24 protein-coding genes are annotated in these 23,968 nt (G+C 36.0%); 7 read left to right on the top strand and 17 right to left on the bottom strand.

The features are described from left to right. The first annotated feature begins 37 nt into the window (after positions 1-37). Together ACIP9G_RS21490 and ACIP9G_RS21495 are read left to right on the top strand one after the other, a co-directional pair. Complete coding sequence (locus tag ACIP9G_RS21490) at positions 38-1,774, top strand: ABC transporter ATP-binding protein (RefSeq protein WP_401022144.1); 1,737 nt, start codon at positions 38-40, stop codon at positions 1,772-1,774. A gap of 574 nt (positions 1,775-2,348) precedes the next feature. Continuing rightward, on the top strand, positions 2,349-2,516 hold the full coding sequence (locus ACIP9G_RS21495; protein ID WP_340823256.1) for a YjcZ family sporulation protein: 168 nt from the start codon (positions 2,349-2,351) through the stop codon (positions 2,514-2,516). A 232-nt stretch (positions 2,517-2,748) separates the two neighbouring features. Here ACIP9G_RS21495 and ACIP9G_RS21500 read toward each other — a convergent pair whose 3' ends face one another. The 7 genes from ACIP9G_RS21500 to ACIP9G_RS21530 all read right to left on the bottom strand — a co-directional run bounded on the left by ACIP9G_RS21500 (position 2,749) and on the right by ACIP9G_RS21530 (position 8,704). Continuing rightward, a complete protein-coding gene (locus ACIP9G_RS21500; protein ID WP_401022147.1) occupies positions 2,749-3,222 on the bottom strand; it encodes a CDI toxin immunity protein in 474 nt (157 codons plus the stop codon). A gap of 58 nt (positions 3,223-3,280) precedes the next feature. Then, positions 3,281-3,805 carry an NUDIX hydrolase gene (locus ACIP9G_RS21505; RefSeq protein ID WP_401022150.1) on the bottom strand — a complete coding sequence of 175 codons (525 nt, stop codon included), beginning with the start codon at positions 3,803-3,805 and terminating at the stop codon, positions 3,281-3,283. A gap of 15 nt (positions 3,806-3,820) precedes the next feature. Beyond that, positions 3,821-4,381 (bottom strand): DUF4256 domain-containing protein, encoded by a 561-nt coding sequence (locus tag ACIP9G_RS21510; RefSeq protein WP_401022151.1) that lies wholly within the window; start codon positions 4,379-4,381, stop codon positions 3,821-3,823. Positions 4,382-4,405: 24 nt separating this feature from the next. After that, a complete protein-coding gene (locus tag ACIP9G_RS21515) occupies positions 4,406-4,663 on the bottom strand; it encodes a hypothetical protein (protein WP_401022152.1) in 258 nt (85 codons plus the stop codon). Positions 4,664-5,034: 371 nt separating this feature from the next. After that, a complete protein-coding gene (locus tag ACIP9G_RS21520) occupies positions 5,035-5,481 on the bottom strand; it encodes a YfmQ family protein (protein WP_340823246.1) in 447 nt (148 codons plus the stop codon). 550 nt (positions 5,482-6,031) lie between these two features. Beyond that, positions 6,032-7,462 carry a MocR-like pyridoxine biosynthesis transcription factor PdxR gene (pdxR, locus tag ACIP9G_RS21525; protein ID WP_401022155.1) on the bottom strand — a complete coding sequence of 477 codons (1,431 nt, stop codon included), beginning with the start codon at positions 7,460-7,462 and terminating at the stop codon, positions 6,032-6,034. Between the two features lie 231 nt (positions 7,463-7,693). After that, positions 7,694-8,704 carry a linear amide C-N hydrolase gene (locus tag ACIP9G_RS21530; RefSeq protein WP_401022157.1) on the bottom strand — a complete coding sequence of 337 codons (1,011 nt, stop codon included), beginning with the start codon at positions 8,702-8,704 and terminating at the stop codon, positions 7,694-7,696. Between the two features lie 163 nt (positions 8,705-8,867). Between ACIP9G_RS21530 and ACIP9G_RS21535 the strand changes: the two genes are divergently transcribed. Further along, on the top strand, positions 8,868-9,098 hold the full coding sequence (locus tag ACIP9G_RS21535; protein ID WP_401022158.1) for a phosphoglycerate mutase: 231 nt from the start codon (positions 8,868-8,870) through the stop codon (positions 9,096-9,098). 130 nt (positions 9,099-9,228) lie between these two features. On the opposite strand, the gene ACIP9G_RS21540 is transcribed toward ACIP9G_RS21535, so the two are convergent. The 4 genes from ACIP9G_RS21540 to ACIP9G_RS21555 all read right to left on the bottom strand — a co-directional run bounded on the left by ACIP9G_RS21540 (position 9,229) and on the right by ACIP9G_RS21555 (position 14,951). Then, a complete protein-coding gene (locus ACIP9G_RS21540) occupies positions 9,229-10,551 on the bottom strand; it encodes a GntP family permease (RefSeq protein WP_340823241.1) in 1,323 nt (440 codons plus the stop codon). 66 nt (positions 10,552-10,617) lie between these two features. Further along, the gene (hisD, locus tag ACIP9G_RS21545) at positions 10,618-11,901 is read right to left on the bottom strand and encodes a histidinol dehydrogenase (protein ID WP_340823240.1); all 1,284 of its coding nucleotides are present in this window, start codon (positions 11,899-11,901) and stop codon (positions 10,618-10,620) included. A 256-nt stretch (positions 11,902-12,157) separates the two neighbouring features. Beyond that, positions 12,158-13,144, bottom strand: a complete 987-nt coding sequence (locus ACIP9G_RS21550) for a LacI family DNA-binding transcriptional regulator (RefSeq protein WP_401022161.1) — start codon at positions 13,142-13,144, stop codon at positions 12,158-12,160. Positions 13,145-13,766: 622 nt separating this feature from the next. After that, complete coding sequence (locus ACIP9G_RS21555) at positions 13,767-14,951, bottom strand: MFS transporter (protein ID WP_401022162.1); 1,185 nt, start codon at positions 14,949-14,951, stop codon at positions 13,767-13,769. Positions 14,952-15,060: 109 nt separating this feature from the next. On the opposite strand from ACIP9G_RS21555, the gene ACIP9G_RS21560 reads away from it, so the two are divergent. Next, positions 15,061-15,450: a winged helix-turn-helix transcriptional regulator gene (locus ACIP9G_RS21560; RefSeq protein WP_401022164.1), complete on the top strand. Its 390-nt coding sequence runs from the start codon at positions 15,061-15,063 to the stop codon at positions 15,448-15,450. A gap of 53 nt (positions 15,451-15,503) precedes the next feature. Here ACIP9G_RS21560 and ACIP9G_RS21565 read toward each other — a convergent pair whose 3' ends face one another. After that, a complete protein-coding gene (locus ACIP9G_RS21565) occupies positions 15,504-16,349 on the bottom strand; it encodes an aldo/keto reductase (protein WP_401022267.1) in 846 nt (281 codons plus the stop codon). Positions 16,350-16,628: 279 nt separating this feature from the next. Here ACIP9G_RS21565 and ACIP9G_RS21570 point away from each other — a divergent pair, with 279 nt between their 5' ends. Together ACIP9G_RS21570 and ACIP9G_RS21575 are read left to right on the top strand one after the other, a co-directional pair. Then, the gene (locus ACIP9G_RS21570; protein ID WP_340823236.1) at positions 16,629-17,126 is read left to right on the top strand and encodes an RNA polymerase sigma factor; all 498 of its coding nucleotides are present in this window, start codon (positions 16,629-16,631) and stop codon (positions 17,124-17,126) included. Next, on the top strand, positions 17,107-17,631 hold the full coding sequence (locus ACIP9G_RS21575) for a hypothetical protein (protein ID WP_401022167.1): 525 nt from the start codon (positions 17,107-17,109) through the stop codon (positions 17,629-17,631). The genes ACIP9G_RS21570 and ACIP9G_RS21575 overlap by 20 nt, the downstream gene beginning before the upstream one ends. Before the next feature lie 183 nt (positions 17,632-17,814). Here the strand turns inward: ACIP9G_RS21575 and ACIP9G_RS21580 are convergent, their stop codons facing one another. The 3 genes from ACIP9G_RS21580 to ACIP9G_RS21590 all read right to left on the bottom strand — a co-directional run bounded on the left by ACIP9G_RS21580 (position 17,815) and on the right by ACIP9G_RS21590 (position 19,779). Beyond that, positions 17,815-18,483, bottom strand: coding sequence for a DUF554 domain-containing protein (locus tag ACIP9G_RS21580; RefSeq protein ID WP_401022169.1), 669 nt, complete (start codon positions 18,481-18,483; stop codon positions 17,815-17,817). 62 nt (positions 18,484-18,545) lie between these two features. Next, positions 18,546-19,364, bottom strand: coding sequence for a MerR family transcriptional regulator (locus ACIP9G_RS21585; protein WP_401022171.1), 819 nt, complete (start codon positions 19,362-19,364; stop codon positions 18,546-18,548). Positions 19,365-19,551: 187 nt separating this feature from the next. Next, the gene (locus tag ACIP9G_RS21590; protein WP_340823232.1) at positions 19,552-19,779 is read right to left on the bottom strand and encodes a hypothetical protein; all 228 of its coding nucleotides are present in this window, start codon (positions 19,777-19,779) and stop codon (positions 19,552-19,554) included. A 295-nt stretch (positions 19,780-20,074) separates the two neighbouring features. Here ACIP9G_RS21590 and ACIP9G_RS21595 point away from each other — a divergent pair, with 295 nt between their 5' ends. Continuing rightward, a complete protein-coding gene (locus ACIP9G_RS21595; protein WP_401022174.1) occupies positions 20,075-21,457 on the top strand; it encodes an SMI1/KNR4 family protein in 1,383 nt (460 codons plus the stop codon). An 85-nt stretch (positions 21,458-21,542) separates the two neighbouring features. Here ACIP9G_RS21595 and ACIP9G_RS21600 read toward each other — a convergent pair whose 3' ends face one another. Beyond that, the gene (locus ACIP9G_RS21600) at positions 21,543-22,832 is read right to left on the bottom strand and encodes a DUF1963 domain-containing protein (protein ID WP_401022176.1); all 1,290 of its coding nucleotides are present in this window, start codon (positions 22,830-22,832) and stop codon (positions 21,543-21,545) included. 84 nt (positions 22,833-22,916) lie between these two features. Further along, positions 22,917-23,945: a hypothetical protein gene (locus ACIP9G_RS21605; RefSeq protein WP_401022178.1), complete on the bottom strand. Its 1,029-nt coding sequence runs from the start codon at positions 23,943-23,945 to the stop codon at positions 22,917-22,919. Positions 23,946-23,968 lie beyond the last annotated feature (23 nt).

The raw sequence follows: 23,968 nt of genomic DNA on the forward strand, positions 1-23,968 counted from the left end.
TAAGAATATTTGAAATTTATTAAAGGATGAGCATTCGATGAGTGAAAAAATTCTTGAAATACAAGATTTACGCGTTTCTTTTATTACAGGTGAAAGCGAATTTGAAGCAGTAAAAGGTGTTAACTTTTATGTCAATAAAGGAGAGACAGTCGGCATTGTTGGAGAATCTGGTAGCGGGAAAAGTGTAACCGCTCGTTCCATTATGCGTCTTCTCCCATCACCGCCCTCTTTTTTAAAGTCAGGTACAATTCTTTTCCAAGGGGAAAATTTAGTGACACAATCGGAAAAACAAATGGAAGCCATCCGAGGTAAAGACATCAGTATGATTTTCCAAGACCCGATGACTTCTACTAACCCAACCATTCGTGTTGGTGAGCAAATTGCTGAAGGTTTAATGAAGCATCAAAAAATGTCCAAAAAGCAAGCATACGAAAAAACGATTGAATTATTAAAATTAGTTGGCATTAAAAATAGTGAAGAACGTTATCAGCAGTACCCACATGAATTTAGTGGTGGTATGCGTCAACGTGTCATGATTACGATGGCCCTTGCATGTAACCCTTCCCTGTTGATTGCAGACGAACCAACAACTGCGCTAGATGTCACAATTCAAGCACAAATTTTAAGCATTATGAAGCAAATGCAAGAACGTCTAGGAACATCAATCATTTTAATTACGCATGATTTAGGTGTTGTTGCAGGTATGTGCGATCGTGTCATTGTCATGAAAGAGGGAGAAATTGTTGAGGAAGGAACTACGGAAGAGATATTTGCTAATCCGAAGCATCCTTATACGAAGAAACTATTAAATGCACTGCCGAAGCTTCATGAAAAGAAAGAACCAAAACAGCCTCCTAATATCGAAGAAGGTACCGATTTGAACGTACCGCTAATTGAAGTACGAAATTTATCTAAGCATTTCGATTTAAAAAAAGGTGAACTATTAAAAGCAGTAGATGATTTGTCATTCCGTATTTATCCCGGTGAGACACTCGGGCTCGTAGGCGAATCTGGTTCAGGTAAATCGACAACAGGACGTACGATTTTACAGCTCCATGAGCCAACAGATGGCGAAGTATTGTATAAAGGGGTTCCTGTCACACGCTTATCTAAAGGTGAATTAAAAAGTATGCGACGACACATGCAAATCATTTTCCAGGATCCATACTCATCATTAAATCCTCGTAAAAAGGTTCTTGATATTATCGGGGAGGCACTTGATGTACATAAATTGGCGAAATCAGCTGAGGAACGTCGCGCACGTATTGAGGAATTACTCGAACTAGTAGGCTTAAAAAAGGAGCATGCTTTACGCTATCCACATGAATTTAGCGGCGGGCAACGTCAACGTATTGGTATTGCCCGTGCTTTAGCAGTGGAGCCGAATTTTATTGTATGTGATGAACCACTCTCTGCCCTAGATGTTTCGATTCAAAAACAAGTTGTAGACTTATTGAAAGAATTACAACAACGACTAGGGTTGACTTATTTATTTATCGCACATGATTTGTCGATGGTGAAGCATATTAGTGATCGCGTAGCCGTGATGTACGGAGGAAAAATTGTGGAATTAGCGGAAAGCGAAGAACTCTATGCGAACCCACAGCATCCCTATACAAAAATGTTGCTACAATCAATTCCAATACCGGACCCTGCAATTGAAAAACAAAAGAAACTTCAGGTCATGTCAGAAGAAGAGTTGATGATCAATCGTTTTAATTTAGACAACACACAACTCGTGGAAGTTTCTAAAGATCACTGGGTAGCGATGTAACGAAAAGTGCCAGTCACTCAAACGATTTTGAATTTTCTGTCTTTAATTAAAAATCCACGCTGACTCCTGCGGGAACGCACGTTGCGTAAGACTTAACACCGCGCATAGCGAGGGTTGCGGCTTACGTTGTGCCCGCGGAAAGCGAGTGGATTTTTTTATATCAGCATTCTCCGCAAGACACATTCACAGTGCCTTATCGGCGATTGAAATGGTTTTATCGCCGATTTTCCATTATTAAGGGATACTTAGTATAGAGGGACTTCAATTAAATCTTTTTTTAAGAAGTTTTGATACTGCTGATATTCTACTAAATCTTTTTCGTAGTGTTTTAGGCTATTTACTATGGAAAACTTACCTAAATGTTTATAAAGTGGTCGCTATTTCAAAAACTAAAGGCTCCTTATGAAACTTGCTGAAGATGGCTTACAAATTTCATATATAGGGTAGCATTTCCGTCGACACCTCTTTTATCATCTCCCACAAAATATTACTAGTTTAAATTTTTAATGGATAAACACCCCCCCACTTCTTTGCAGAATACATATTATACATTGAAGAAAGGAGGGATTTTTCCATGGGATACTACGGAAATGCAGGCAATTGGAACAATAATTGTTGTGGAGTAAATAACTATGATTATGGTAATAACAATAACGGTTCAACATTCGTGCTAATCGTTGTACTATTTATTCTTTTAATTATTGTCGGCGCTACTTTCATAAGTTCTGGAGACGATTGTTAATACTATCATACAAGCAATAATGCACCTCTCTAAATTAAAGGGTTGCTCCCAGCCTGGTGACCCTTTTAATCTAATCCTTAATCCGAACACCTTTCATATTAGGTAAGAAGTAACTCAATATAGACTAGCTAAATATTTTATAATACTTATAGTAAAAACAGTCACCATTGCAAATGTTGCATTGATGACTGTTTTCATTATTGTTCTAACTGATTTGCTATATTATAAAAATTTATTCCTTCCATCCTACCGCAATATCATTCGAAGGGAATTCAATAACCAATTTAATTTGAGGTGCATAAATATATTTATCCCAACACCTCACTTCTTCGACTCTATAAATAATGTTAAACAATTTTGTTTTAATAACATGTTGAGCATTCAGATCAATGATATAACAAATTTCATCATGTACTTTATGATTTTTCATTACTAATTCCACTAGCGCGCTTTCATAATCAACAAAGTTAGAAAAAATAGTTTTAGAAAACATAAGTGTCCAGTCAATTCCCGAGTGACCAAATGGAAATGCTTCAAATAAATCATCGGTGATTTTTTTAGAATCTTCTTTTGATAAAATGGCTACGTCCTCTTCAACACTCATATTCGAAAACAAATCATTTACTTCCTCTAAAACGATTTTATATGCTCTTTTTTCCTCCTCTTCTATTATTTTTTGCTTTTGCTGAGCAAGCAATTCTTTCAATCGTTCCTTCTTATCCTTCATTCTATTCGCCCTAACTTTTGTTGTTCTGAAAAATTTATTATTTATTGCAATCTAAAGCTAAAAAATTTTTCAGCTCTTTTAAAACAAATGTTTCACGTCGCAACCATCTATTGTTATCTGATACATTGATCAAGCTTTCATTTTGTTTAATTGCCTCATCAATTGAAACCCACCTTGCTGTGAATTGTTGTAAGGATTCATAAGCATCTAATTGTTGAGCAATCCTCGCATCATTAATCAATTCACAAAAATAATAGTGCGATGCCATTTTGAATAATGTGTTATCGTCATTTTCATCCATTTTCTTTTCACAGACAAAGCCAACCTTGTTTTGAACTCTGCAATTCATGTAACCCGTTTCTTCTTTTACTTCTCGAACTAATCCTTCCTCATGGGTCTCATTATCCTCTAGACCCCCTCCAGGAAATTTAAAATCTCCCTTATTTGAATGAACTAAAAGAATTCGATTTTCATTGACAATAATCGCTCTAACAGCTTCTCTCGAAATCATGTTACTATCGTTTTTGATGTTTAATTCCTCAAATATTTTGTTAAAAATCAAATAATCACACTTCCTTTAAACCCTAAACGAGCCACGGAAGCCTCTTGCAGCATAGTAGGAATCTGCTCCATTATGATACATAAAGACAGTATCGTAGCGACGATCACAAAAGATAGCTCCGCCAAGTTTTCTAATATTTGCAGGCGTTTGTACCCAACTTGATGTTTTCAAATCGAAATTTCCTAGTTCTTGCAATTTTCGGTATTGTTCCTCCGTTAACAGTTTAATGCCCATGGTAGTTGCCATATCGATTACTGTATTTTCTGGTTGATGCTTCTTTCTTGATTCCCATGCTTCACGATCGTAACAAAAGCTTCTACGACCTTTAGGACTTTCTGTTGCACAATCATAAAAAATGTACTCGTCCGTATTTTTATCATACTCGACAACATCCGGCTCGCCGCCTGTAACTTCCATTTCATTAAGCGACCAAAGTTTTTCCGTATGAGCTACTAGCTTAGCTTGTACTTTAGCCCATTCAAGACCTTGATGGCGATTCATATTTTTCTCAAATCGGTCTTGCAAAGTTTTTAATAGTTCCTCATGTTGCTCAAGTGATAACTCTTTATTTGGCATATTCGTTTCCCCCATATAAAATTGTCATAGTTGTTTATTTAAAAAGGTTATAAATGCATTTTGAATTTTTTCCTTCTTTATCATTCTTTTCACACGACGAGTATTTTGTAGATATCTCCTTACTTTTCTATTTACGAAAAATAACTTTCGATATTTTTCTTCATTATAAATATCTTCAAACCAAAATTCATTCTTTAACAATTCAATATTTCTATCGATTTTTCGCGTATCTAAAGCAATACTAACATTAGGTATGAATGCTGCAAGTAAATCTTCTATCAATTCATTTATTCCACCTTGAAAAACACGCTCATTTATCTATATAAAATAACCTGTTTCTTCTTCGTTTTCAACTACTTGCTGTCATATTATAATTATTGAAAAAGGATAACAGTGTAAGCGTCATGTTACATGAAGCCCATCCTCCATTTACCATCGTAAAATGTGTTTCTAAAAGCTGTAGATATCCATTTTTCACATCATTCTCTAGCCAAGCATTTTCAGATGATAGACGAATAAATTAAGCTATATAGAACAAACGGTCAAAACTTCTTAATCGAATACAAAAATTAAAATAGCCAGTTATCGGTACTATACCGATAACTGGCTGGATAAACGATTTTGTAATTGGATGGTAAGGGTATTTTAGCCCTTTAAATTACTGCTTTAGGAGACAAAGAAAATTTTTGTAGATGTTCAGAACTTATACTATAAGAAACAACCTTCTCTTTGTATTTCTTCACTACATCAACGTGATTATCGTAATTAAAAACAAAGAAATGAACATCTTCTTTTTTTCCCTTTTTTACGTTGATGACAAATGGTGTTACATTCGATTCTGGCTCTAGAAATAATTTTTCATTGCCTGGGAAGATATAATGCTTTTTTAAAAAGGAAGCTTCATTAAAATAGTCAGTAAATCTGTTTTTTTCTACTTCTTCTAAGTTCTTTCCATTATAGGTTACCGTAACATCTTTTGAATCCAGTTTTTTATGAAGTTCAAATTTACTTACAGTCCATGCCACAACGATACTTGGAGGACTCATTAACAATTTAACAATCGATCCAATCACTATTGTAATAATTAAACCCCATGTCATATCATATCAACTCTTTCAATAATTTTATCATTTTTATAGCAAATAATTTATTATCACCTTCATTGCCATTGTTTCACTAAATACCTAGATAAATGTTTCATCATCCATTCTCAATGATAAAGGAATTATAATGATTATAACCATCCAATTTGATACTTTTTTGACCATCCATTTATTTTAGAGATACATATAATGATCTTTTTGCTACATTCATTGAGTAATTGGATTTCATGAAATGCTCCATTCAACACCATACCATACAAGATTTGAATATCAAATGAAAGTATTGTGACATAATAAAAATAGAGTAATTTTCCAACCTGAGGATTGGAAGCTTACTCTATTTTCTTTCATTTTAAGCTTAGAGTGGGAATAATTCTAAATCATAAAATGATCGCGGTATAAAATATAATAAAAGGTAGCCACCTTGAGTTTTTCTCATCAGCAGCTAATGCTTAAGGGATGATGCTCTCTTCCCTTATTACGATCATATAGGTTTTCCATATCATTTAAACCATCCACTCTTGCTTATTTTTAGTCATCCAATTAACTACAAACTATGAAGAGCTTGTGCAAACCTTTTTATACCTTCATCAATCGAATCTTCATCTTCCCTTGCGAAAGTAAAACGAACAAAGCTTTCTTTGGAACCCAATGTTGAGCCTGGAGCATAAATGACGCCTTGCTTAATGGACTCCTCAAGTAACTGGGTTTCATTAAAGCTTTTTAGTATTTTACACCATATATGAATACCACCTTGCGGAATTGAATATTCCACAAGCCCTTTTAAATAAGTATCAAGGCTTTTAATAATTGTATTTCTTCTTTTTTCTAATTCCTTAATTAAACATTTCATGTGTGAATGGAAATGTTCTGATTCTAAAAAATCATTGGCTATCCATTGTGTATAGCTTGAGTGACCAAAGTCTAATTGTTGCTTCGCATCGGACAATCTTTCAATTACTGATGTTGGGCCTATAATCCACCCAATTCTTAGTCCTGAAGCGACAATTTTAGACAACGAGCTAATATATAAAACATTGCCGTTCTTATCCATTGATTTAAGGGTTGAAATTTTTTCTCCTGAAAAAGCGGTTAAACTATAAGGATCGTCTTCTACAACAGGAATTCCAAGCTTAGAGGATATGTCTAAAATCGCTTCTTTTTTCTTTTGATTCATTAAGTAGCCAGTCGGATTCTGAAAATATGGATTTAAAAAAATCATTTTTATTCGGTGTTTTTTATATAACATTTGCAAATCTTCTGGATTAATCCCCTCTTCATTAACAGGTAAATAATGTACTTGGATACCTGCTGATTTAAAAGTAGGAAGATTGTAATTATATGAAGGGTCTTCTATAGCAATTGCATCACCAGGCTTTAACAAACATTGGACAATTAAATGTAATGCTTGTTGCGCTCCAGATGTTATAAGTATTGAAGAAGCGTTTGTTTCGATTCCCCGACTAATTTTCACATGTTCTGTAAGTGTACTTCTAAGGATTTCATTTCCTTGTGGATGATCGTATCCTAAGCTTCCAATAAAAGAACGCGTTGAAGTAATCTCGCTTAAAAATCTTTTAGGGAAAAGATCTTCTGACAATTCACCGGAAGCTAAATTGATTAATTTATGTTCAACTGCTTCTTTTCTTATTTTTTGTGTTACAGGTAGACTAGGTAAAAATGAACCCGCCTCAATATATCGATTCCAGCTCGGAATCCGCTTTTTTGTTATACCCCATATATCTTTACTTATCGTAGTACCGCTTCCTCTAGTTCTATCAATTAGCCCTAAAGATTCTAATTCGTCATATGCATGAACGACCGTACTTCTATTTACATGCAATGTACTAGCCAAATACCTCTCTGATGGTAATGGTTTATCAGGTGGAAATGTACCATCAGCTATCCCCTTTTCAATATATTCTGCGAGTTGTTTATAGATAGCTTTCTTTGCTTTTCTATCTGGTTTCCAATCCATATATACTCACCTCATAATATTCTATCAAACATGCTTTCATCTTTTAGCAGTTTTATACAAGCTAAAAGATTATATATTAATCTAAGTTTGCTTGTCATGAACCAGCCACTACTATGTTATTTTAGCCATCCACTAAAAAATCCAATCTCTATCACGAATGAGTTTCTGAGGTGATTAAAAGACATAAAAAGACCAGGTGCTCATACATCATAATAAGCGCCTGGTGCTTTATTAGTTTGTCACATTCAACTGTTTAATATCCTGTTCACGATTCCACTCAAATGTAATTAATTCATGGCTATCCAAATCCTCGGCAAATAATGAAACTGCTGAAATTCGACTATTATCATAAAGCTTAAAGTAATAGTTTTTGCTTTGCGCACACATTGCAGACGTATATATTGTATAGTCCGTCTTCCCCTCTTTATTTAAGACAACGCCTTTCGGAATATTAACAGAAGATAGAATATGAAACAAAGCAGTTACCCCTTCAATTTCATTTTTCGCTTGTTCCGTATACTTCTTCCAATAAGCGACACGAAGAAACCGTGCAGATGGCGTGAAATCACCTGGTAACCCTAACCCGCCTGCCCCTTGCCCAAACGGTGTTAATTTCAAATTTCCCATTGTAATGTCTTGGGGAGGATTAGGCGTGACACCAATATAAGCTCTTAAATTTGTCTGATGCCATTCGTAACCAGGGCTATTGGTCATGACCCCAATTGTTTGGCGATGAACAGTTATGCCTGTTCTATCAGGTTCAATGACAATCGTTTCACCATTAGCATCTGTAAATGTATAGTGAAGTGGTGGTGCGAAACCAAGTATGTTATTTGCTTCATTCAATAATGTAAAAGCGCTTAACTTTTCAATAACATCGTCGACCGTTACACAGCTTCCCAACACTTGTGAAACAACATAAATCGGATTAATACCTCTTGTGCCTTCTTTAGGTTCGTCTGAATAAGTCGCAAATGTGGCATAGTACAGCATCGCTCCCATCAAACCTTTTTCGTTTACACCGTCGTAAAGAACAGGAGATGCGAGATCCGTGCTGCCCATTCCAATAAACGCGTATGGATTGCTAATGGTTACCTCATTTTTTTCTTCAAGCAATCGAATGCCATATTTACGTGGGACGATAACTACTTTACTATCTGGTTCCATTGTAAAATCCATTGTCCTAGCAAATAATGTTTTCTTATCTGTTGTATGAATTGATAAGCTACTGCAACCAAACATTAATACACTCCCTCTATTATGTTGTTTAACCCATTTTTAAAGTGGTAAATAAAAATAGATGGTGCTTTAAATCATTAGTACATTATCCAACGATGTATCATCCAATTCATCGTATTGGATAATGATTACTAATATTGTATTATGTTTGTAGGGGTGATTATTAATGGATGAAATAGACATTATAAACAAAGAAGCAATCAAAACGGATTTGGCTCTAATTAAATCCTGTTTGCGATTAATTAATCAAACAGTCACTTTAAGCAAACGAAGAGGAGAAACGTTTAACGCTCCAGAAAATGAAGAATTACATATATTAGTTTCCAAAATTGATAGGGACTTGAACAAAATTAAATTAAATATACAGTATGAAACAGAAAATACAATACACCGTTAATAAAATTTAGCTATGATGTAATAAAACCATTCCAGAGCTATACGCAAGTAATTTTCCTTTTATTCTATAAGCTGAGAAACCCAACAAACGATGATCAATCATTTGTTGGGTTTCTGTTTTCAAATATCTATTAAATGCCCAAACCGAATGAGAATAATATTACGGCTAATATTACACCTAATGCCGGCACTACAACTGTTAATGCACCAAATGCTGGGTAAGCATCTTTATGTGTTTCTCCACAGATTGAACGAATAGTCGTGACCACATATCCTCCTTGTGGAAGTGAGTCAAGTGACCCTGAAGAAATGGCAACTGTTCGGTGTAACGCCTCCGGATTGACCCCTAAATCCAAATAATGTGGTGCTAATAAAGGTAATGCAATGGCTTGTCCTCCAGATGACGAACCCGTTAATCCTGCAATAACTGCTACCGCTAAAGCACCACCTACTAATGGGCTTCCTGGAATATCTGTCATAACCTTTACAGCAGATTCAAAAGCAGGCGTTGCTTTTACGACACCCCCAAAGCCAACAACCGCAGCTGTATTCGCAATTGCAACAATCGCACCCATTGCCCCTTCTCCTACTGCTGCACCAAAATTTTGAAAGAACTTTCTGTTGATAAGGTAACTTGCTAATATACCGCCCGTTAATGCGATAATCAATGCTGACGTTCCTAATGAATTATGGAAGGTAAAAGAAATAATTAATACAACGAGTAATGGCACAATACTTAAAATCGGATTTGGTAAATCTGTTCGAGTTGTTGTCAATATATCCGTCTCTCTACTAACAAATCGTTCTCCATTCGCCATAGCTTTGCTGATCATCTTTTTGAGCCACCAATAACCAAACGCTAACATAAATACAGCGACAATAAAACTAACTTCCCATCCTGCATATGGTGAAGTACCTAAAAACTGAATTGGAATCCAGTTTTGTATTTCAGGCGAACCTGCAGATGTCATCGTAAACGTTGTTGAACCAAAACCAAGAGCCGCTGGAATAAAGCGTCTTGGTAAATCTGCCTGTTTAAATAGGCTAAGTGCCATAGGATAAACAGAAAATGCTACAACAAACAAGCTTACACCACCATAAGTTAAAACCGCACAGGCAACTACAATCGCTAATGCAGCTTGTTTCATGCCGATTTTACTGACAATCCATTGCGAAACACTGTCCGCCGCTCCACTATCTTCCATTACTTTACCAAATATAGCACCCGTTAAAAACATTAAATACCAAGATGCGATAAAGCCTGTGAAACCAGACATATAATTAGTTAAAAAGTTTGCAGCATCATTTTCTGCAAGCTGCGGGAAAAGCGGCAGCCCATTTAATAGCCCTACAAGCAATGCAGTTATAGGTGCAGCAATGAGTAAGTTCATACCTCTCATTGTTAAATATATTAATAGTGCCAATCCGCCAAATAACCCAATCATCCCTAACATATAGTTCCCCCCGAATCCCCTTTTTGCGTTTTATTAATCTTCACTTACTTGCCATCATACCTAGCATTAATCATTCTTTTTTCCGTATCTTCTCACACGTAGCAGAGCTTGCTCGGCATGACCAGCAAAGTTTTCTAACTGACAAAGACGTGCTGCATATTCCCCAATGTAGGCACTTGCCTCTGGTGTTACTTTTTGATAGGTAACAGTCTTAATGAATTTTCCTACCCATAATCCACCTGTATAACGAGCAGCACCCTTAGTCGGTAATGTATGATTTGTACCAATTACTTTGTCTCCATAAGCAACATTTGTCTCAGGGCCTAAGAATAAGCAACCATAGTTCGTCATATTTTCAAGGAAGTAATTAGGATCTTCCGTTAATATTTCTACGTGCTCAAAAGCAAGTCGGTCTGCTTCAATTCTAGCTTCCTCAATTGAATCTACTAAAAGGATTTGACCATAATCTTCCCATGATACACGGGCAACATCGGCAGTTGGTAACGTTTGCAATTGACGTTCAATTTCTTTTACAGTTTCTTCTGCCAATTTTTCAGATGTTGTAATTAGCGCTCCAGGTGATGTTGGTCCATGCTCCCCTTGTCCTAAAAGATCCGTTGCTATCATTTCGGCATCTGCCGTATGGTCAGCAACTACTAATGTTTCTGTTGGACCTGCAAATAAGTCAATTCCTACGCGACCATACAATTGTCTTTTTGCTTCGGCAACGAAGGCATTCCCTGGTCCAACAATCATATCTACAGGTTCGATTGTTTCTGTACCAATTGCCATCGCAGCCATTGCTTGAATACCACCTAGAAGGTAAATTTCATCAGCACCTGCTAATGACATTGCTGCAATTGTGGCATGTGGAATTTCTCCGTTAATAGGTGGCGTACAAGCAATTACTCGTTTTACGCCTGCCACTTTCGCCGTTAAAACACTCATATGTGCAGAGGCAACCATTGGATAGCGACCACCAGGTATGTAACATCCAACACTGTTAACCGGAATATTTTTGTGACCTAAAATAACGCCAGGAATATTTTCTACTTCCACATCATGTAATGAAGCTAATTGTGCCTCTGCAAATTCACGAATATTTTTTTGAGCAAATTTAATGTCCTCAATTACATCGCTAGGCACGTTGGATACGATTTCATTTATTTGTTTGTCAGTTAAACGAAACGCTTCCGGAGACCATTTATCGAATTTTTCAGATAGTTCACGAACTGCTTGATCTCCTCGCTTTTCTATGTCCTTAATTGCTTCCGATACAATTTGAGAGACCTGAGAGTCATTTATGCTTACTTCTTCTTTTGATTTTCCAGATTTCAATACTTTAACCATTGTTATTACCCCTTTTTGTTTAGTTTTTCATTTTTGCATACGTATGCAGAAATTATATAAGTAAGATTATTCGAAAAATAAATGGTTGTCAACAGGTATTTATTTTCGTTATTTTTATTAAATATTTACTATAACTCATGAGAAAATAATAAAAGCATCATACTATCTCTCATAAGATGCACATACATATTACTGTATGCATCCTATTTTGATATAGCATGATGCTTATGGAATAAGTCTTTACGACCTTTTTACACTATGTTGTTTTGCGCAAAATAAGGGCTCCGTCAATTTCAAGATTTTTAGCTTCACCTGAATATTCTTCTAGTTCATTAAGCAAATATTTTACAGTCTCGTCTACCATTTCTGTAATTGGTTGCTCCCATGTTGTTAGACTGTATGTAGGCCAAGCTGCCATTTCAATATTATCAAAACCTATAACTTTCGTTTCATTCGGAATAGCAATATTATTGTCCTTTAATGCATCCACTACTCCTAACGCCATAATATCATTAGCCACAAAGAACGCATCCGGTAATTGTTTTTCTAATATAATTTTACGAGTAATATTATACCCACCTTCATAAGTGTAATCAGAACTGTATTTCTGATAGTGCACGTCTTCCCCCTGTAACATAGCACTAAATCCCTTTTCGCGTTCTCTACTTGTAGATGTATTTTCATTCCCTGAAATATAAATCATCTTTGAGCAGCCGATACTTAATAGATATTCTGCAATCTTTTTACTTGCCTCAAAGTTGTTACAACATACAGAATAAAATTTATTATTATCTATTTTTCGATTAAACAGAACTAACGGTATTTGATACTTTATGAAATCTTCTGTAACCGACAAAGAAAGTGATGCATCGGTAATAACTACACCTGCAACATTATAATTAAATAATATTTCGATATCCTCTTTTTGGATTTCATCATTATTGGTGTAGACGAATAGTACGCTATAGCCATGTTTTTTTAGGGAAGTCGTAAATAGCTTTAATACTTGAGGATAGAAAGGATTTTGAACACCTTTCATCACTAAACCAATGATTTTGGATTGGTTTGTAATTAAGCTCCGTGCAAATTCATTCGGTCTATAGCCAAGCTCTTGTGCTGCTGCTAGAACCTTCTCTCTAGTTTTCGCAGATACTGACGCACCTTCAAAATACACTCTTGATACTGAAGATTGTGAAACACCAGCCAATTTTGCTACATCTTTGGCAGTAACTCCTTGTTTCATGTTGTACATAACCTCTTTCGATCTATATTTCATCTTAACATTTGGTTGTATATGCTTACACTGTGTCATCGATTAAACTATTCTCTTTAACAACAAACTACCTTAGAACTTGGGTGGAAAGCAAGTACTAGGTAGTCTATTTTATTTAAAGTCATTCCTAACTTGTACAGCCGATATGAGCCCACAAAAAAAGACCATCTATACACTAGAGGTCCTACCTATACGTAACCAAAAAACTTTGTTTAATACATATTAAAATTAGCTAAACGAATCATAATTTTGTTTTAATAATTGATAGCCATTAGTTAAAACCATTACTTTATATACTTATAATAAAACTAAAAACCAAGCTAGAAGTCAAGAAAATTTAAAGGAGTGGCAATTAGGATGTATTAATTAAAGTACATTTAAATTACTTTCACTTAGATTGATATAATAGAAAAAAAGAAACATGGTGACTTCCTTTCAAAGTATCGACAGTACCGAAGGAAGCAACTTTCAGTGTGCCCGCGGAAAGCGCTGCATGAAAAGAAAATTGACTTCTATATTTCAAATAAAAAAGGAAGCCATAATGAGCTTCCTTTTTTATTTATCTCAACATTATTACGCAATCCTAAAAAAATTAAACTTTCTTTTTATCACAAAGATACCATAGTAGTGTAACAACCGCTGCAAGCATCACCATTAAGAATCCGTAAAGGGGTGTATGCGCTAACGATTGATGGCGAATAATAAAGCCTCCAATATATGATCCTAGAAATATACCAATGTTAAAAGCAGAAATATTTAAAGCGGAAGCCATGGAAATAGCTGATGGCACATATTTTTCAGACAGAATAACCGCATATAATTGCAAGCCTGGGACATTCATGAACATAAATAACCCCATTAGCAGTACCATAATTAATCCGATAATTGGTGATTCGAGCGTAAAGTTAATGCCATATAATGCTAAGGCAAGCCCAACAAAAATAATAAAGATTGCACGAAGCGGATTTTTATTAGCGAAATGACCGCCTAATGTATTACCAATAGCAACACAAACACCATAGACAACTAAAATCACAACAACAGCATGTGGTGAGTACCCCATATATTGCTCTAAAATCGGCGAAACAAACGTATAAACAACAAAGACACCACCGTAGCCAATTGCAGTAATGAAAAGTATTAATACCATGCGGATATTACCTAATACTTTGCCAATATCACGTAAAGAGATTGGGTTGCCTTTCGATAATTGGCTAGGGACTAACATCGCATTACTAATTAAACCGATAATGCCAATTACGACAATAAAGATGAACGACATACGCCAGTCCATTACTTGTCCAATAAATGTACCTAGTGGAACACCTGTTACAGTAGCTAATGTTAAACCTGTAAACATAAAGGCAATAGCACTTGCTCGTTTATTTGGTTCAACTACTTCTGCCGCAATGACAGAGGCGATGGACATAAACACACCATGTGCTAATGCTGAAATAATGCGTCCTATAATCAGGATGGAGAAAATAGGTGCTAATGCTGCTGTTAAATTACCAATTATAAAAATGGTCATAACAAGCAATAAAACTGTTTTTCGACTGAGGTGTGATGTGAAAGCTGTTAATAATGGAGCTCCAATCGTTACACCTAGTGCATATATAGAAACGGTTAAGCCTGCTGTGCTTAACGATATACCAAAGTTATCTTTAATTAATGGGAGAAGACCAACACTGATAAATTCAGTGGACCCTATTCCAAACGCACTAATTGCAAGTGCAAGCAATGTTAATTTAGCATTTGGCTTTTTTAATTGTGACATACAAATACTATCTCCTTTGATTTTTCTTTGCATGTGTAGTAATATTCAGTACATATCTAAATGACCCATAGAGTACTTTTAGTTACTTTTGTATATTACGGAGGTTACAATGCAAAAATTATATAATATTGGTGTGGAAGCGACGCTTGAAGTAATCGGCGGAAAATGGAAACCGATTATTCTTTGTCATTTAAACCACCATGGTAAAATTCGAACAAATGAGTTTCGACGATTGATTCCAAAAATTTCACAAAAGATGCTTACAAGCCAATTACGAGAGTTAGAGCAAGCTGGACTAATCAATCGCAAAGTCTTTAATCAAGTACCGCCCAAAGTTGAATATTCCTTAACGCCTTATGGAGAAGGAATGGAACCTATTTTGAACATGCTTTGCACTTGGGGCGAAAATCATATTGAAGTATTACAGGAAAAAGGCGAAGATGTCGTTTTAAAACAACGTGATGAAGATATCGCTATCGCTATGCAGCAAACATCATAATGAGGGAAGAAAGAGACTGTCACACACTAGACAGTCTCTTTCTCTTTTTATGCTTATAGCGCAAAGTCAAAGTCATCTGGGTTTGGTCCAACACGTTGTTCAAGGTTCATTGAATTGATAGTAGCCATTTCTTCGTCTGTTAAATGAAAGTCAAAAATATCGGCATTTTGCATCATGCGTTCTCTACGCACAGATTTTGGAATTGTGATCACTCCATTTTGGACATCCCAACGCAAAATAACTTGAGCGATTGATTTCCCATATTTTGTAGCGATTTTAGAAATGGTCTCATCTTCAAGAAGCCCGCCTTGCATTAAAGGTGCCCATGCTTCTAGTTGAATTTGGTGCTTGTCACAAAATGCACGAAGCTCCACTTGCTGTAAGCGTGGGTGGAATTCCACTTGATTGATAACAGGTTTAATACGAGCAAATGATAATAATTTTTCTAAATGTGCTACAGTGAAGTTACATACGCCAATTGCTTTAATCTTGCCTTGTTCATATAAATCTTCAAGCGCTCTCCAAGATTCAGCATACTTATCTTTACCTGGCCAATGAATAAGGTAAAGATCTAAATAATCTAACCCTAATTTTTGTAGACTCTCTTCATATCCAGCAATTGTTTCCTCATAGCTTAATCCATCATTCCATACTTTTGATGTAATAAACAGGTCTTCACGACGTAAACCAGTAGATGCTAGCGCTAGTTTTATACCTTCCCCTACACCCGCTTCATTGCCATAAATTGCAGCAGTATCGATGCTTCGATATCCAACCTCGATAGCGTTTTTAACCATCTCTGCAGTAGCATCATTCTCTACTTGAAAAACACCTAACCCCATACCAGGCATTTGTAGCCCGTTATTTAATGTGATTGTATCTTGTAAATGATTCATTATTTTTATTCCTCCAATATGTGTTTGCTTGATTGCTTTCTCATTATGTAGTCTCGAAAGAGTAAAAAAAAGTACGCACATTTTAGTTTCATAGTAACGTCGAGGTAACATTTGTGCGTTGGCAATGATTAGCGGAATAAAATTTTTTATAATTACAGGAGAAAATAAGAATAAGGTAAATGGGAAATAAAATGAACTTCCCCACTAAATATTAAAAAAATTAATTCTCAATGAAAAATAACGGCGTCCTCAGTTGTATTTAAAGTGAAAGGAGGTGGTGGGGTGCATCATTCTCTAGAAGTTCATGACGCATTGCATCGGGCTCTGGACTTATACTCCCATAGTCTGATAAAAGTGGCATTCGCATATTTAAAAAATGTAGCGGATGCTGAAGAGGTTGCACAGGAGGTATTTTTAACTTATTTGCAGAATCCCCCTGTATTCAACAACGATGAACATGAAAAAGCTTGGCTCATACGCACTACCATTAACAAAAGCAAAAATATGCTGAAAACCGGCTGGTTCCGCAGCAGAAATCCAATTCCTGAGGATTTAAGCTACCTCCCTAAGGAAGAGAACGAGTTATTACAGGCAGTATTAGCTCTAGATAAAAAATATCGGATTCCTATCCATCTGCACTATTATGAGGGATATACGATTCAGGAAATTGCAGAGATCCTACAGGCTAAGCCAGCAACAGTGGGGACTTGGCTTGCGCGTGGACGCCTTCATTTAAAAGAAAAGATTGGAGGGCTTGAGAATGAGGAAGTCTGTCTATAAATCTGCGATGGAGCAGGTGAAGATAAACGATAATTTCAAAGAAGAAACTTATAAAAAATTTATGCAATCTACAGCAATTAAGGAGGAATCTATAATGAAAAATAGCATGAAATTATCCTTAAAGAACTTGGGCATGATAGTCACAGTTTGTACAGTATTGACAGGGACGTACACGATGATACAGCATTCGAAGACCGACACGCAAAGTACATTAGTGGAAATAGATAAACCGCAAACTACAGCCAAAGCAGTGGTGAATATTGAAGGGACGATTACTGAAGTCAATGCAAACGGCAATAGCTTTAAAATCGGTGATTTATGGGTAACGGTAACGAACAAAACGCAACTAGGGATTAAAGGGCCAACTGCAGCAAAACCATCAGAAGAACTATTGCAAAAAGAATTTAAAGTTGGAAACTTCATTTCGGGTTACACATCTCAAGATGTTAGTACTGGAAAAGTCACTGCCGACGTAATCTACAACAATATGGCCCCTGTAGAATAAGTGATTCTCGATACGATACTACAACATTTTTAATCCTAAGGAGATACTACCCTTCCTAAATAAGTTAGTTAAATAATAAATTTTAGTGCATAAAACACACACAAATTTGGTTCATTACAAATTGATGTGTGTTTTCTCTTTAAATGTAGTTCAAGATTTCTTAGTCCATAATAAAAGGGATTACTAGATAAATAAAAATACAATAACTGGGATAAGTAATGCTGGCAAAAGATTTAAAGTATTAAATTTTTTAATGCCCAAAATACTTAAACCTGACGCTAAAATTAATATACCTCCTATAATTGTCAATTCATTTAGAAGATCATTATTGATGGAGCTCCCCATTAAAATAGCAATTAAATAAATGGAACCTTGCCATACAAATAACACAATTCCTGATATAGCTATCCCAATACCAAATGTAGTTGCTAAAACAATCGAAGTAATGCCATCTAATATACCATTTGCCAGTAGATACGTATAATCTCCCTTTAACGCAGCCTCTACAGGACCTAATATAGATAATGTGCCAATACAAAATAATAAAATAGCAGTCGATAACCCTTCTGCTAAATTGCCTTTAGAATATTTATTAACTAAAGCATTAAATTTTGATTCCAAATTAAGTTTTTGGCCGATTAATCCACCTACAGCTAAACTTACAATAAAAAGTACCGGATATTTGCTTGAAGGTAAATGTTGTACAAGTGCATTTATTCCTAACCCCATAGCAGCTAAGCCCATAGCCTGCATAAGGATATTATGATAATCATCTTTTATCCCATTTTTAAAGACGCTTCCAACAATGCTTCCGATTATTATCATCATTGTATTAAATATTGTTCCAAACATAATGATTTCTCCTTTAGATAATTGTGCCTAAGTAAAAAATAAACCCTCCTGTATGGGGAGGGTCAACACTTTATTGGTATTTGAATTTCTGTCAGATAGTCTTCTTTCCTTTCAGAAATATAATGGTCAATGATTGTCCTTTCAATGGTGTCTCCGATAATTTGAAAACCATTATCTTTTATACAATTCAGCAAGGATTTATACTGTACAGGAGAATTATTATGATTTCCATTATAATAAATACATGCATACTTTCCTTCCGGAAGAGTTGTTACTATAGGACTTTGAATGTCATCTTCCTCGACTAAAATAAAGATGGAGTTATATTCATTAAACTTGTTATTCAATAGATCACGAATACTAATTGTTAAACCGACTCCCCCAATAAATATAGAAGAATTCATATTGGACGAATTCTCTAGTTGTCGTAGAGAAACTTCCAGTTGAGGTTCTGAACTGATTTTTTCCATTAACCTTACTATCTTTCTCTCTTTTATTTCCTTTATGAACGGAACTTCTAATTCCTTTATTTCTTGTGCTAATTTTATATCCTTGATTCGATGTTGAAATCTGCGGTTAATTTGTTCCAGTTCTTTAATTTTTACTTCAGTTAATCGTTGCTGTTCCTCTAAGAGATGCAAAAAACCGTTGATATCCCTGTGATCCAGATGTCTTTTAATTTCCTTTAATGAAAAACCTAATTCCTTTAAATAATTTATAGTATTCACTTGTTCAAATTGTTCCGTTGAATAGTATCTATAACCGTTGTTGCTATCTGTATGTACAGGTTTTAACAAGTCAATTTCATCATAATATCGAAGAGTTTTAATGGTTGTATTATGAAGCTTAGCCATTTCTCCAATTGAAAATCTATTTTTCATGTAAATCTCCCTTTAAAAAACTTAATATTATCACTATCATACTCGAATATGGTAGCCCACTAAAAGTTAACTTTTCTAAAGCTTAATTAGCATATCGTAGTACTACGTCACCCCCTGTCGTTGCCCGTGACTAACTTCATCATAATAAAAAGCCACTCCAAAAATGGATGTGACTTAATACATTAAATTAATCAAATGTTACTACATCTTGCACTACCGATACCTTATAAACACCTTTCGTACTAATTAATATCGTTTTATAATTTTCTGTTTCAGTAAATGAATACCAGGACTTTTCATTGAACCCATTAAAAATTTCTTCTACAAATGTTTCCTGTCCAATATTATTCTTGATTTTATATTCTTCTTCACGACTTTCGTTGAAGTGAAACTTTACTGTATATTCATAATCCATAAGCCAACACCCCCCATCTACCTATATCATGGGACAAATGGGAATGAAGTAATCAACTAAAATTTTAAGAATAATAAAAACTCACTTCGTAGTTGAAGTGAGTAAGTTAATTACGTATTTCAAGGCAAAAAAAAAATGAGTCCAATGAAATATTAAGCTCATTCCCTTAAATTTCTTCTTAGTTGTAACATAAAGGAAAATTCTAGAATCCTTTTTTAATAGATGTTACTATTTTATAGTAGAGGCTACCAGAAACATATGTAGTTATGATGTAAATAATCATTTGGAGGTAGACATGGAACAAAAGCTAATTGATCAATTGATTGCATGGCATGAAGTAGACGAACATCAGCGAATTATCGATTCGCTTTTAGCAATTCCTGAAGAAGAGCGCGACTATGAAGCAATTAGCATTATGGCAAGAGCCTATAACAATTCGGGGCTTTACGAAGAAGCGCTCCATCAATTCGGTAAGATTGCTGAGGCTGGCAAACAGGATTCTCTATGGCATTATCGGGTTGGCTTTGCTCTTTATTATTTACAGCGATATGAGGAAGCAGTCCAAGCTTTTAGCAGGTCAGATCAATTAGAGCCTGGTGTTCAAAGTACGGAATATTTTTTGAGACAGAGTACTCATAAAGTGGAGAAGCAAAAAAAAGAAGAACTCCGGCTTGCCAAAAAGAAAGATTCCTTGGCGCGTGGCGGTTCCCTTGCAAAGAAAATTCCTTTTTCAGACATGTTTCTAACTGATTTCTGGGATGACAGCGAGTACGCAAGAACATCCTACCAATGTGATCCCCCTACGGATGAACTAATCGACTCTATAGAAAAAGAACTTGGTTATAAGCTCCCCTCCTCTTATATTTATCTTATGAAGCAGCAAAATGGTGGGGTGCCAATGAACACTTGCTTTCCAACAGAAGACCCTACATCCTGGGCTGAGGATCATATTGCCATTACAGGAATTGCGGGTATTGGGCGCGAGAAAAGCTATTCCCTGTGCGGAGATTTGGGTAGTCCGTTTATGATTGAGGAATGGGGATATCCAGACATTGGAGTCGTAATCTGTGATTGTCCTTCAGCCGGTCATGATGTTGTGATGCTCGACTATCGAGCTTGCGGTAGGAATGGTGAACCTGAAGTTATTCATGTCGACCAAGAAGATGATTATGAGATTACCTTCCTTGCTGACAATTTTGAAGAGTTTATTAAAGGCTTAGTGAGCGAAGAACAATATGATACTTCTGAAGAAGACAAAGAAATAGCTCTCGATAAAGTAGCGCGCGGCAAATTTTCACCTCTGCTGGAGGAGTTGTGCACTCAGGTAACTGAAGTGGCTCAGGTGGAACAAAAAATTCGCAACATATGTACACGAATTGTCGAAGAGAAAGGCCATTTTAGTTTTCATGCAGATGAATTATCCTATGTCATGTATGATGTGCAGTTTTGGTTATATACCAAGTCGTATCCAGACACTAATTACGATCAATATGTATCCATTTATCAGAACATCATCGCATTTGGCGGAGAATTCGGTCAAGGCGGATATGCTCCTGCCTTTATTACAGATTGGCTTGATAACCGCCTGAAGGAAGGACGTATTGTAAAAAATCTCGGCATTATTCACTTTACCGATTCCTATATAGATGAAGTAATGAATAAGTTAAAAGAAGCCTAAGCAAAGAGCTCGCTGTTAAAGCGGGCTCTTTTTCTCATTTTATTCTTCTCGTGGTCCCTGAAATACAACAAAGCGTGAACAGTTTTTAGCTTTGCTGATATACCGTTGCTGTCATACTGTCTTCTGGACATATAAACATATAAAAAATACCTTCTGCATATTCGTCGAAATCAGCATAATCAATCTGCCCAATGAATTGCATTCTTCGTTCACAACAAGGACAAAGCGGATACTCCGGCTCTTGTACCCAGCTTGGATGGCCACCAATCTGCGAATCAAATTGTGACATCGTCCAAACTGCAGCATAATACGGTGATTGCGGTTTATGTGAAAGGACTAAACTAGGTACGGTTTCCGCTTCACTGCTTAGGTCATCGATATCAGGAAGATAAGCAGGTTTTTTATTATGGCGGCTCCAAACAGGCACGCCACGACTATCTAGCTCCATGTATATTGTGCTAAAGCCCCCACATACATCACAGGTTATGACCTGTAGGTTCTCCATCTGCAAGTTGAGATATTTTAATGACGGATGGGAGGTAGCTACGTCCATCAACTTCGTTAACTCCCTGTTACACCATGGACACGTTAAATGGCTTGACTCTAGAAAATGAGCATGATGGTCTTCGTTTAGATTATCCAACTGTTGGTCTGCTTGCCTAATTGCATAACATAAATGGTTAATTAGATTACGCTTCTTTCCGTCTGGGGTAAGCTCCCATCCTCCATCAAGTGCGTACGTTTCAGGCGTTACAAACAACTGCTCCGCCCATGTTGGTGGCTGCATTTGCCATTCCCGAAACTGCTCTGTAACAACAGTATCTCCAATCCAGCCAAGTACTAGGAGGAGATGATTTCGGTTGTATTCATCCCATTTCACCTGCTCTAAAAGCAGATTTCGTATGCCTTGTGGTGCATCTTTATAAAGAATCGGATTATCAAACAAGCCGCGCTCTATAAGCTCAGGCAAAGCATCTGATATATTATCATCCCGATAGCACACTAGAGATAATAAAATATCCTCTGCTTCACTTTCATTGTTACTAGCGAGTAATTCCATTGCATATTTCAGCATACAGTCCGCTTCTTGGTCTGATAAAGATATGTACATATGCTCCATGCTTAACGGATACGAAACATACTGGATAAGTGGGTCATACTTTTTCGGTGCATGCATCACCTTCAGGATATCAACATGATCTTTTAAGCCTTCGTAGAGATTTACCGTTTTGCGGTGCTGCTCAATATAAATTTGTTGCTTTTTTCGTTCCTGCTCTTGATGGCACGGCATGCAAATACCACCTGTTTTGGCTGCGGTGCTCGGCAAAATTGTTGCGCTGCAGCCTTCTGTCTTGCAAGGTATTCGTTCCACCATACTTGATTACCCCCTTAAAGATAAAGGATTGTTTTTGTATCATAACAATTTCGCAAATTATACTTCTTCGATTTTTTAATGATATTATCGGGTGTCGGCTTGTTCTTCTAAATCTTCTAATACCAACATTAAAATATCCATGCTCTCGTTTTTAATATCACCATTCAAATACGCTTTAATATATGGGATAACTTGCCCTCCAAGCTCCACTAGCTGTTTATAGGCTTCAAAGTCTGTTCGCCAAAAGCTTTTCATGCTGCCTTCACCAAACTCTCCTCCTTCTATAACATTAACCCAATGCTTTACCTGCTGATCCAGGGGAAGCTGATGTATTGCATCGACAGCAGTCCGAAATTCCAAATCTTTATTTTTCAAGTCAGGCATTGCTTTATACAATTGGTCTTCGGGCACACATTTCCTTATGAGTTGGCTTAGTGTTAAATAATCACCACCAACGCCATCCGCTGCTGATACGTAGGCAATGAAGTCCTCCGTTCGATTCAATTGTTTTAGGTCGTTCTGCAATCGATGAATAACTTCAATGGCGATTAAGAATAGCTCCGAATCTATTATCGTCTTCTCAAATATATAGTTCTCCGCATTGCTTAAATACTCAGGCGTTTCTTGGCTAATGCAACTAAAAACTTGGAGATAGCTTTCAAGGCATTCAGGCATCTCTTCAAACATAAAGGGATAATCGCCTTCACTAAACTTATATGAACTATATACCTGTTCTCTAGTTTGATTATAAATTTCGTCACCAGTTTTAATATACTTTTCTTGATAATGTGCGTAGCAATCAGTAACACTTTCGTCAAGAGAGGCTCGATTATTCATGTACACTAAATAACTACCGTTATAGCTATCAGTATAGATAGAGAAGGTATACACATCCTCGTTACTTCCTTCTTCAATATAATTAGATATTGCAGATTTGCAGAAATCGTAAAGCGCATTCTCAATAGCGCTTCTACTAATGAATATCCCTTCTTGTGGACTAAATGTCGAGATTTCCTGAATGGTTTGATCTGTTGAGCATAGTAGAAACATACCTTTACCTTCCAATTCTCTTCTACCATTTATTAGCTTTCCGATATGGACATCATAACTCATTCTGAAATACATCCCCTTTTAAT

This window comes from Lysinibacillus sp. NPDC093197, from assembly GCF_044754025.1.
In the GTDB taxonomy this organism is placed as follows: Bacteria; Bacillota; Bacilli; order Bacillales_A; family Planococcaceae; genus Lysinibacillus.

Excerpts from the sequence above, each read along its gene's own strand:
- ACIP9G_RS21490 (WP_401022144.1), top strand. The coding sequence starts at position 38 with ATGAGTGAAAAAATTCTTGAAATACAAGATTTACGCGTTTCTTTTATT.
- ACIP9G_RS21495 (WP_340823256.1), top strand. The coding sequence starts at position 2,349 with ATGGGATACTACGGAAATGCAGGCAATTGGAACAATAATTGTTGTGGA.
- ACIP9G_RS21510 (WP_401022151.1), bottom strand. The coding sequence starts at position 4,381 with ATGCCAAATAAAGAGTTATCACTTGAGCAACATGAGGAACTATTAAAA.
- ACIP9G_RS21520 (WP_340823246.1), bottom strand. The coding sequence starts at position 5,481 with ATGACATGGGGTTTAATTATTACAATAGTGATTGGATCGATTGTTAAA.
- pdxR (WP_401022155.1), bottom strand. The coding sequence starts at position 7,462 with ATGGATTGGAAACCAGATAGAAAAGCAAAGAAAGCTATCTATAAACAA.
- ACIP9G_RS21530 (WP_401022157.1), bottom strand. The coding sequence starts at position 8,704 with ATGTTTGGTTGCAGTAGCTTATCAATTCATACAACAGATAAGAAAACA.
- ACIP9G_RS21535 (WP_401022158.1), top strand. The coding sequence starts at position 8,868 with ATGGATGAAATAGACATTATAAACAAAGAAGCAATCAAAACGGATTTG.
- ACIP9G_RS21540 (WP_340823241.1), bottom strand. The coding sequence starts at position 10,551 with ATGTTAGGGATGATTGGGTTATTTGGCGGATTGGCACTATTAATATAT.
- hisD (WP_340823240.1), bottom strand. The coding sequence starts at position 11,901 with ATGGTTAAAGTATTGAAATCTGGAAAATCAAAAGAAGAAGTAAGCATA.
- ACIP9G_RS21550 (WP_401022161.1), bottom strand. The coding sequence starts at position 13,144 with ATGAAACAAGGAGTTACTGCCAAAGATGTAGCAAAATTGGCTGGTGTT.
- ACIP9G_RS21555 (WP_401022162.1), bottom strand. The coding sequence starts at position 14,951 with ATGTCACAATTAAAAAAGCCAAATGCTAAATTAACATTGCTTGCACTT.
- ACIP9G_RS21560 (WP_401022164.1), top strand. The coding sequence starts at position 15,061 with ATGCAAAAATTATATAATATTGGTGTGGAAGCGACGCTTGAAGTAATC.
- ACIP9G_RS21575 (WP_401022167.1), top strand. The coding sequence starts at position 17,107 with ATGAGGAAGTCTGTCTATAAATCTGCGATGGAGCAGGTGAAGATAAAC.
- ACIP9G_RS21580 (WP_401022169.1), bottom strand. The coding sequence starts at position 18,483 with ATGTTTGGAACAATATTTAATACAATGATGATAATAATCGGAAGCATT.
- ACIP9G_RS21585 (WP_401022171.1), bottom strand. The coding sequence starts at position 19,364 with ATGAAAAATAGATTTTCAATTGGAGAAATGGCTAAGCTTCATAATACA.
- ACIP9G_RS21590 (WP_340823232.1), bottom strand. The coding sequence starts at position 19,779 with ATGGATTATGAATATACAGTAAAGTTTCACTTCAACGAAAGTCGTGAA.
- ACIP9G_RS21595 (WP_401022174.1), top strand. The coding sequence starts at position 20,075 with ATGGAACAAAAGCTAATTGATCAATTGATTGCATGGCATGAAGTAGAC.
- ACIP9G_RS21600 (WP_401022176.1), bottom strand. The coding sequence starts at position 22,832 with ATGGTGGAACGAATACCTTGCAAGACAGAAGGCTGCAGCGCAACAATT.
- ACIP9G_RS21605 (WP_401022178.1), bottom strand. The coding sequence starts at position 23,945 with ATGAGTTATGATGTCCATATCGGAAAGCTAATAAATGGTAGAAGAGAA.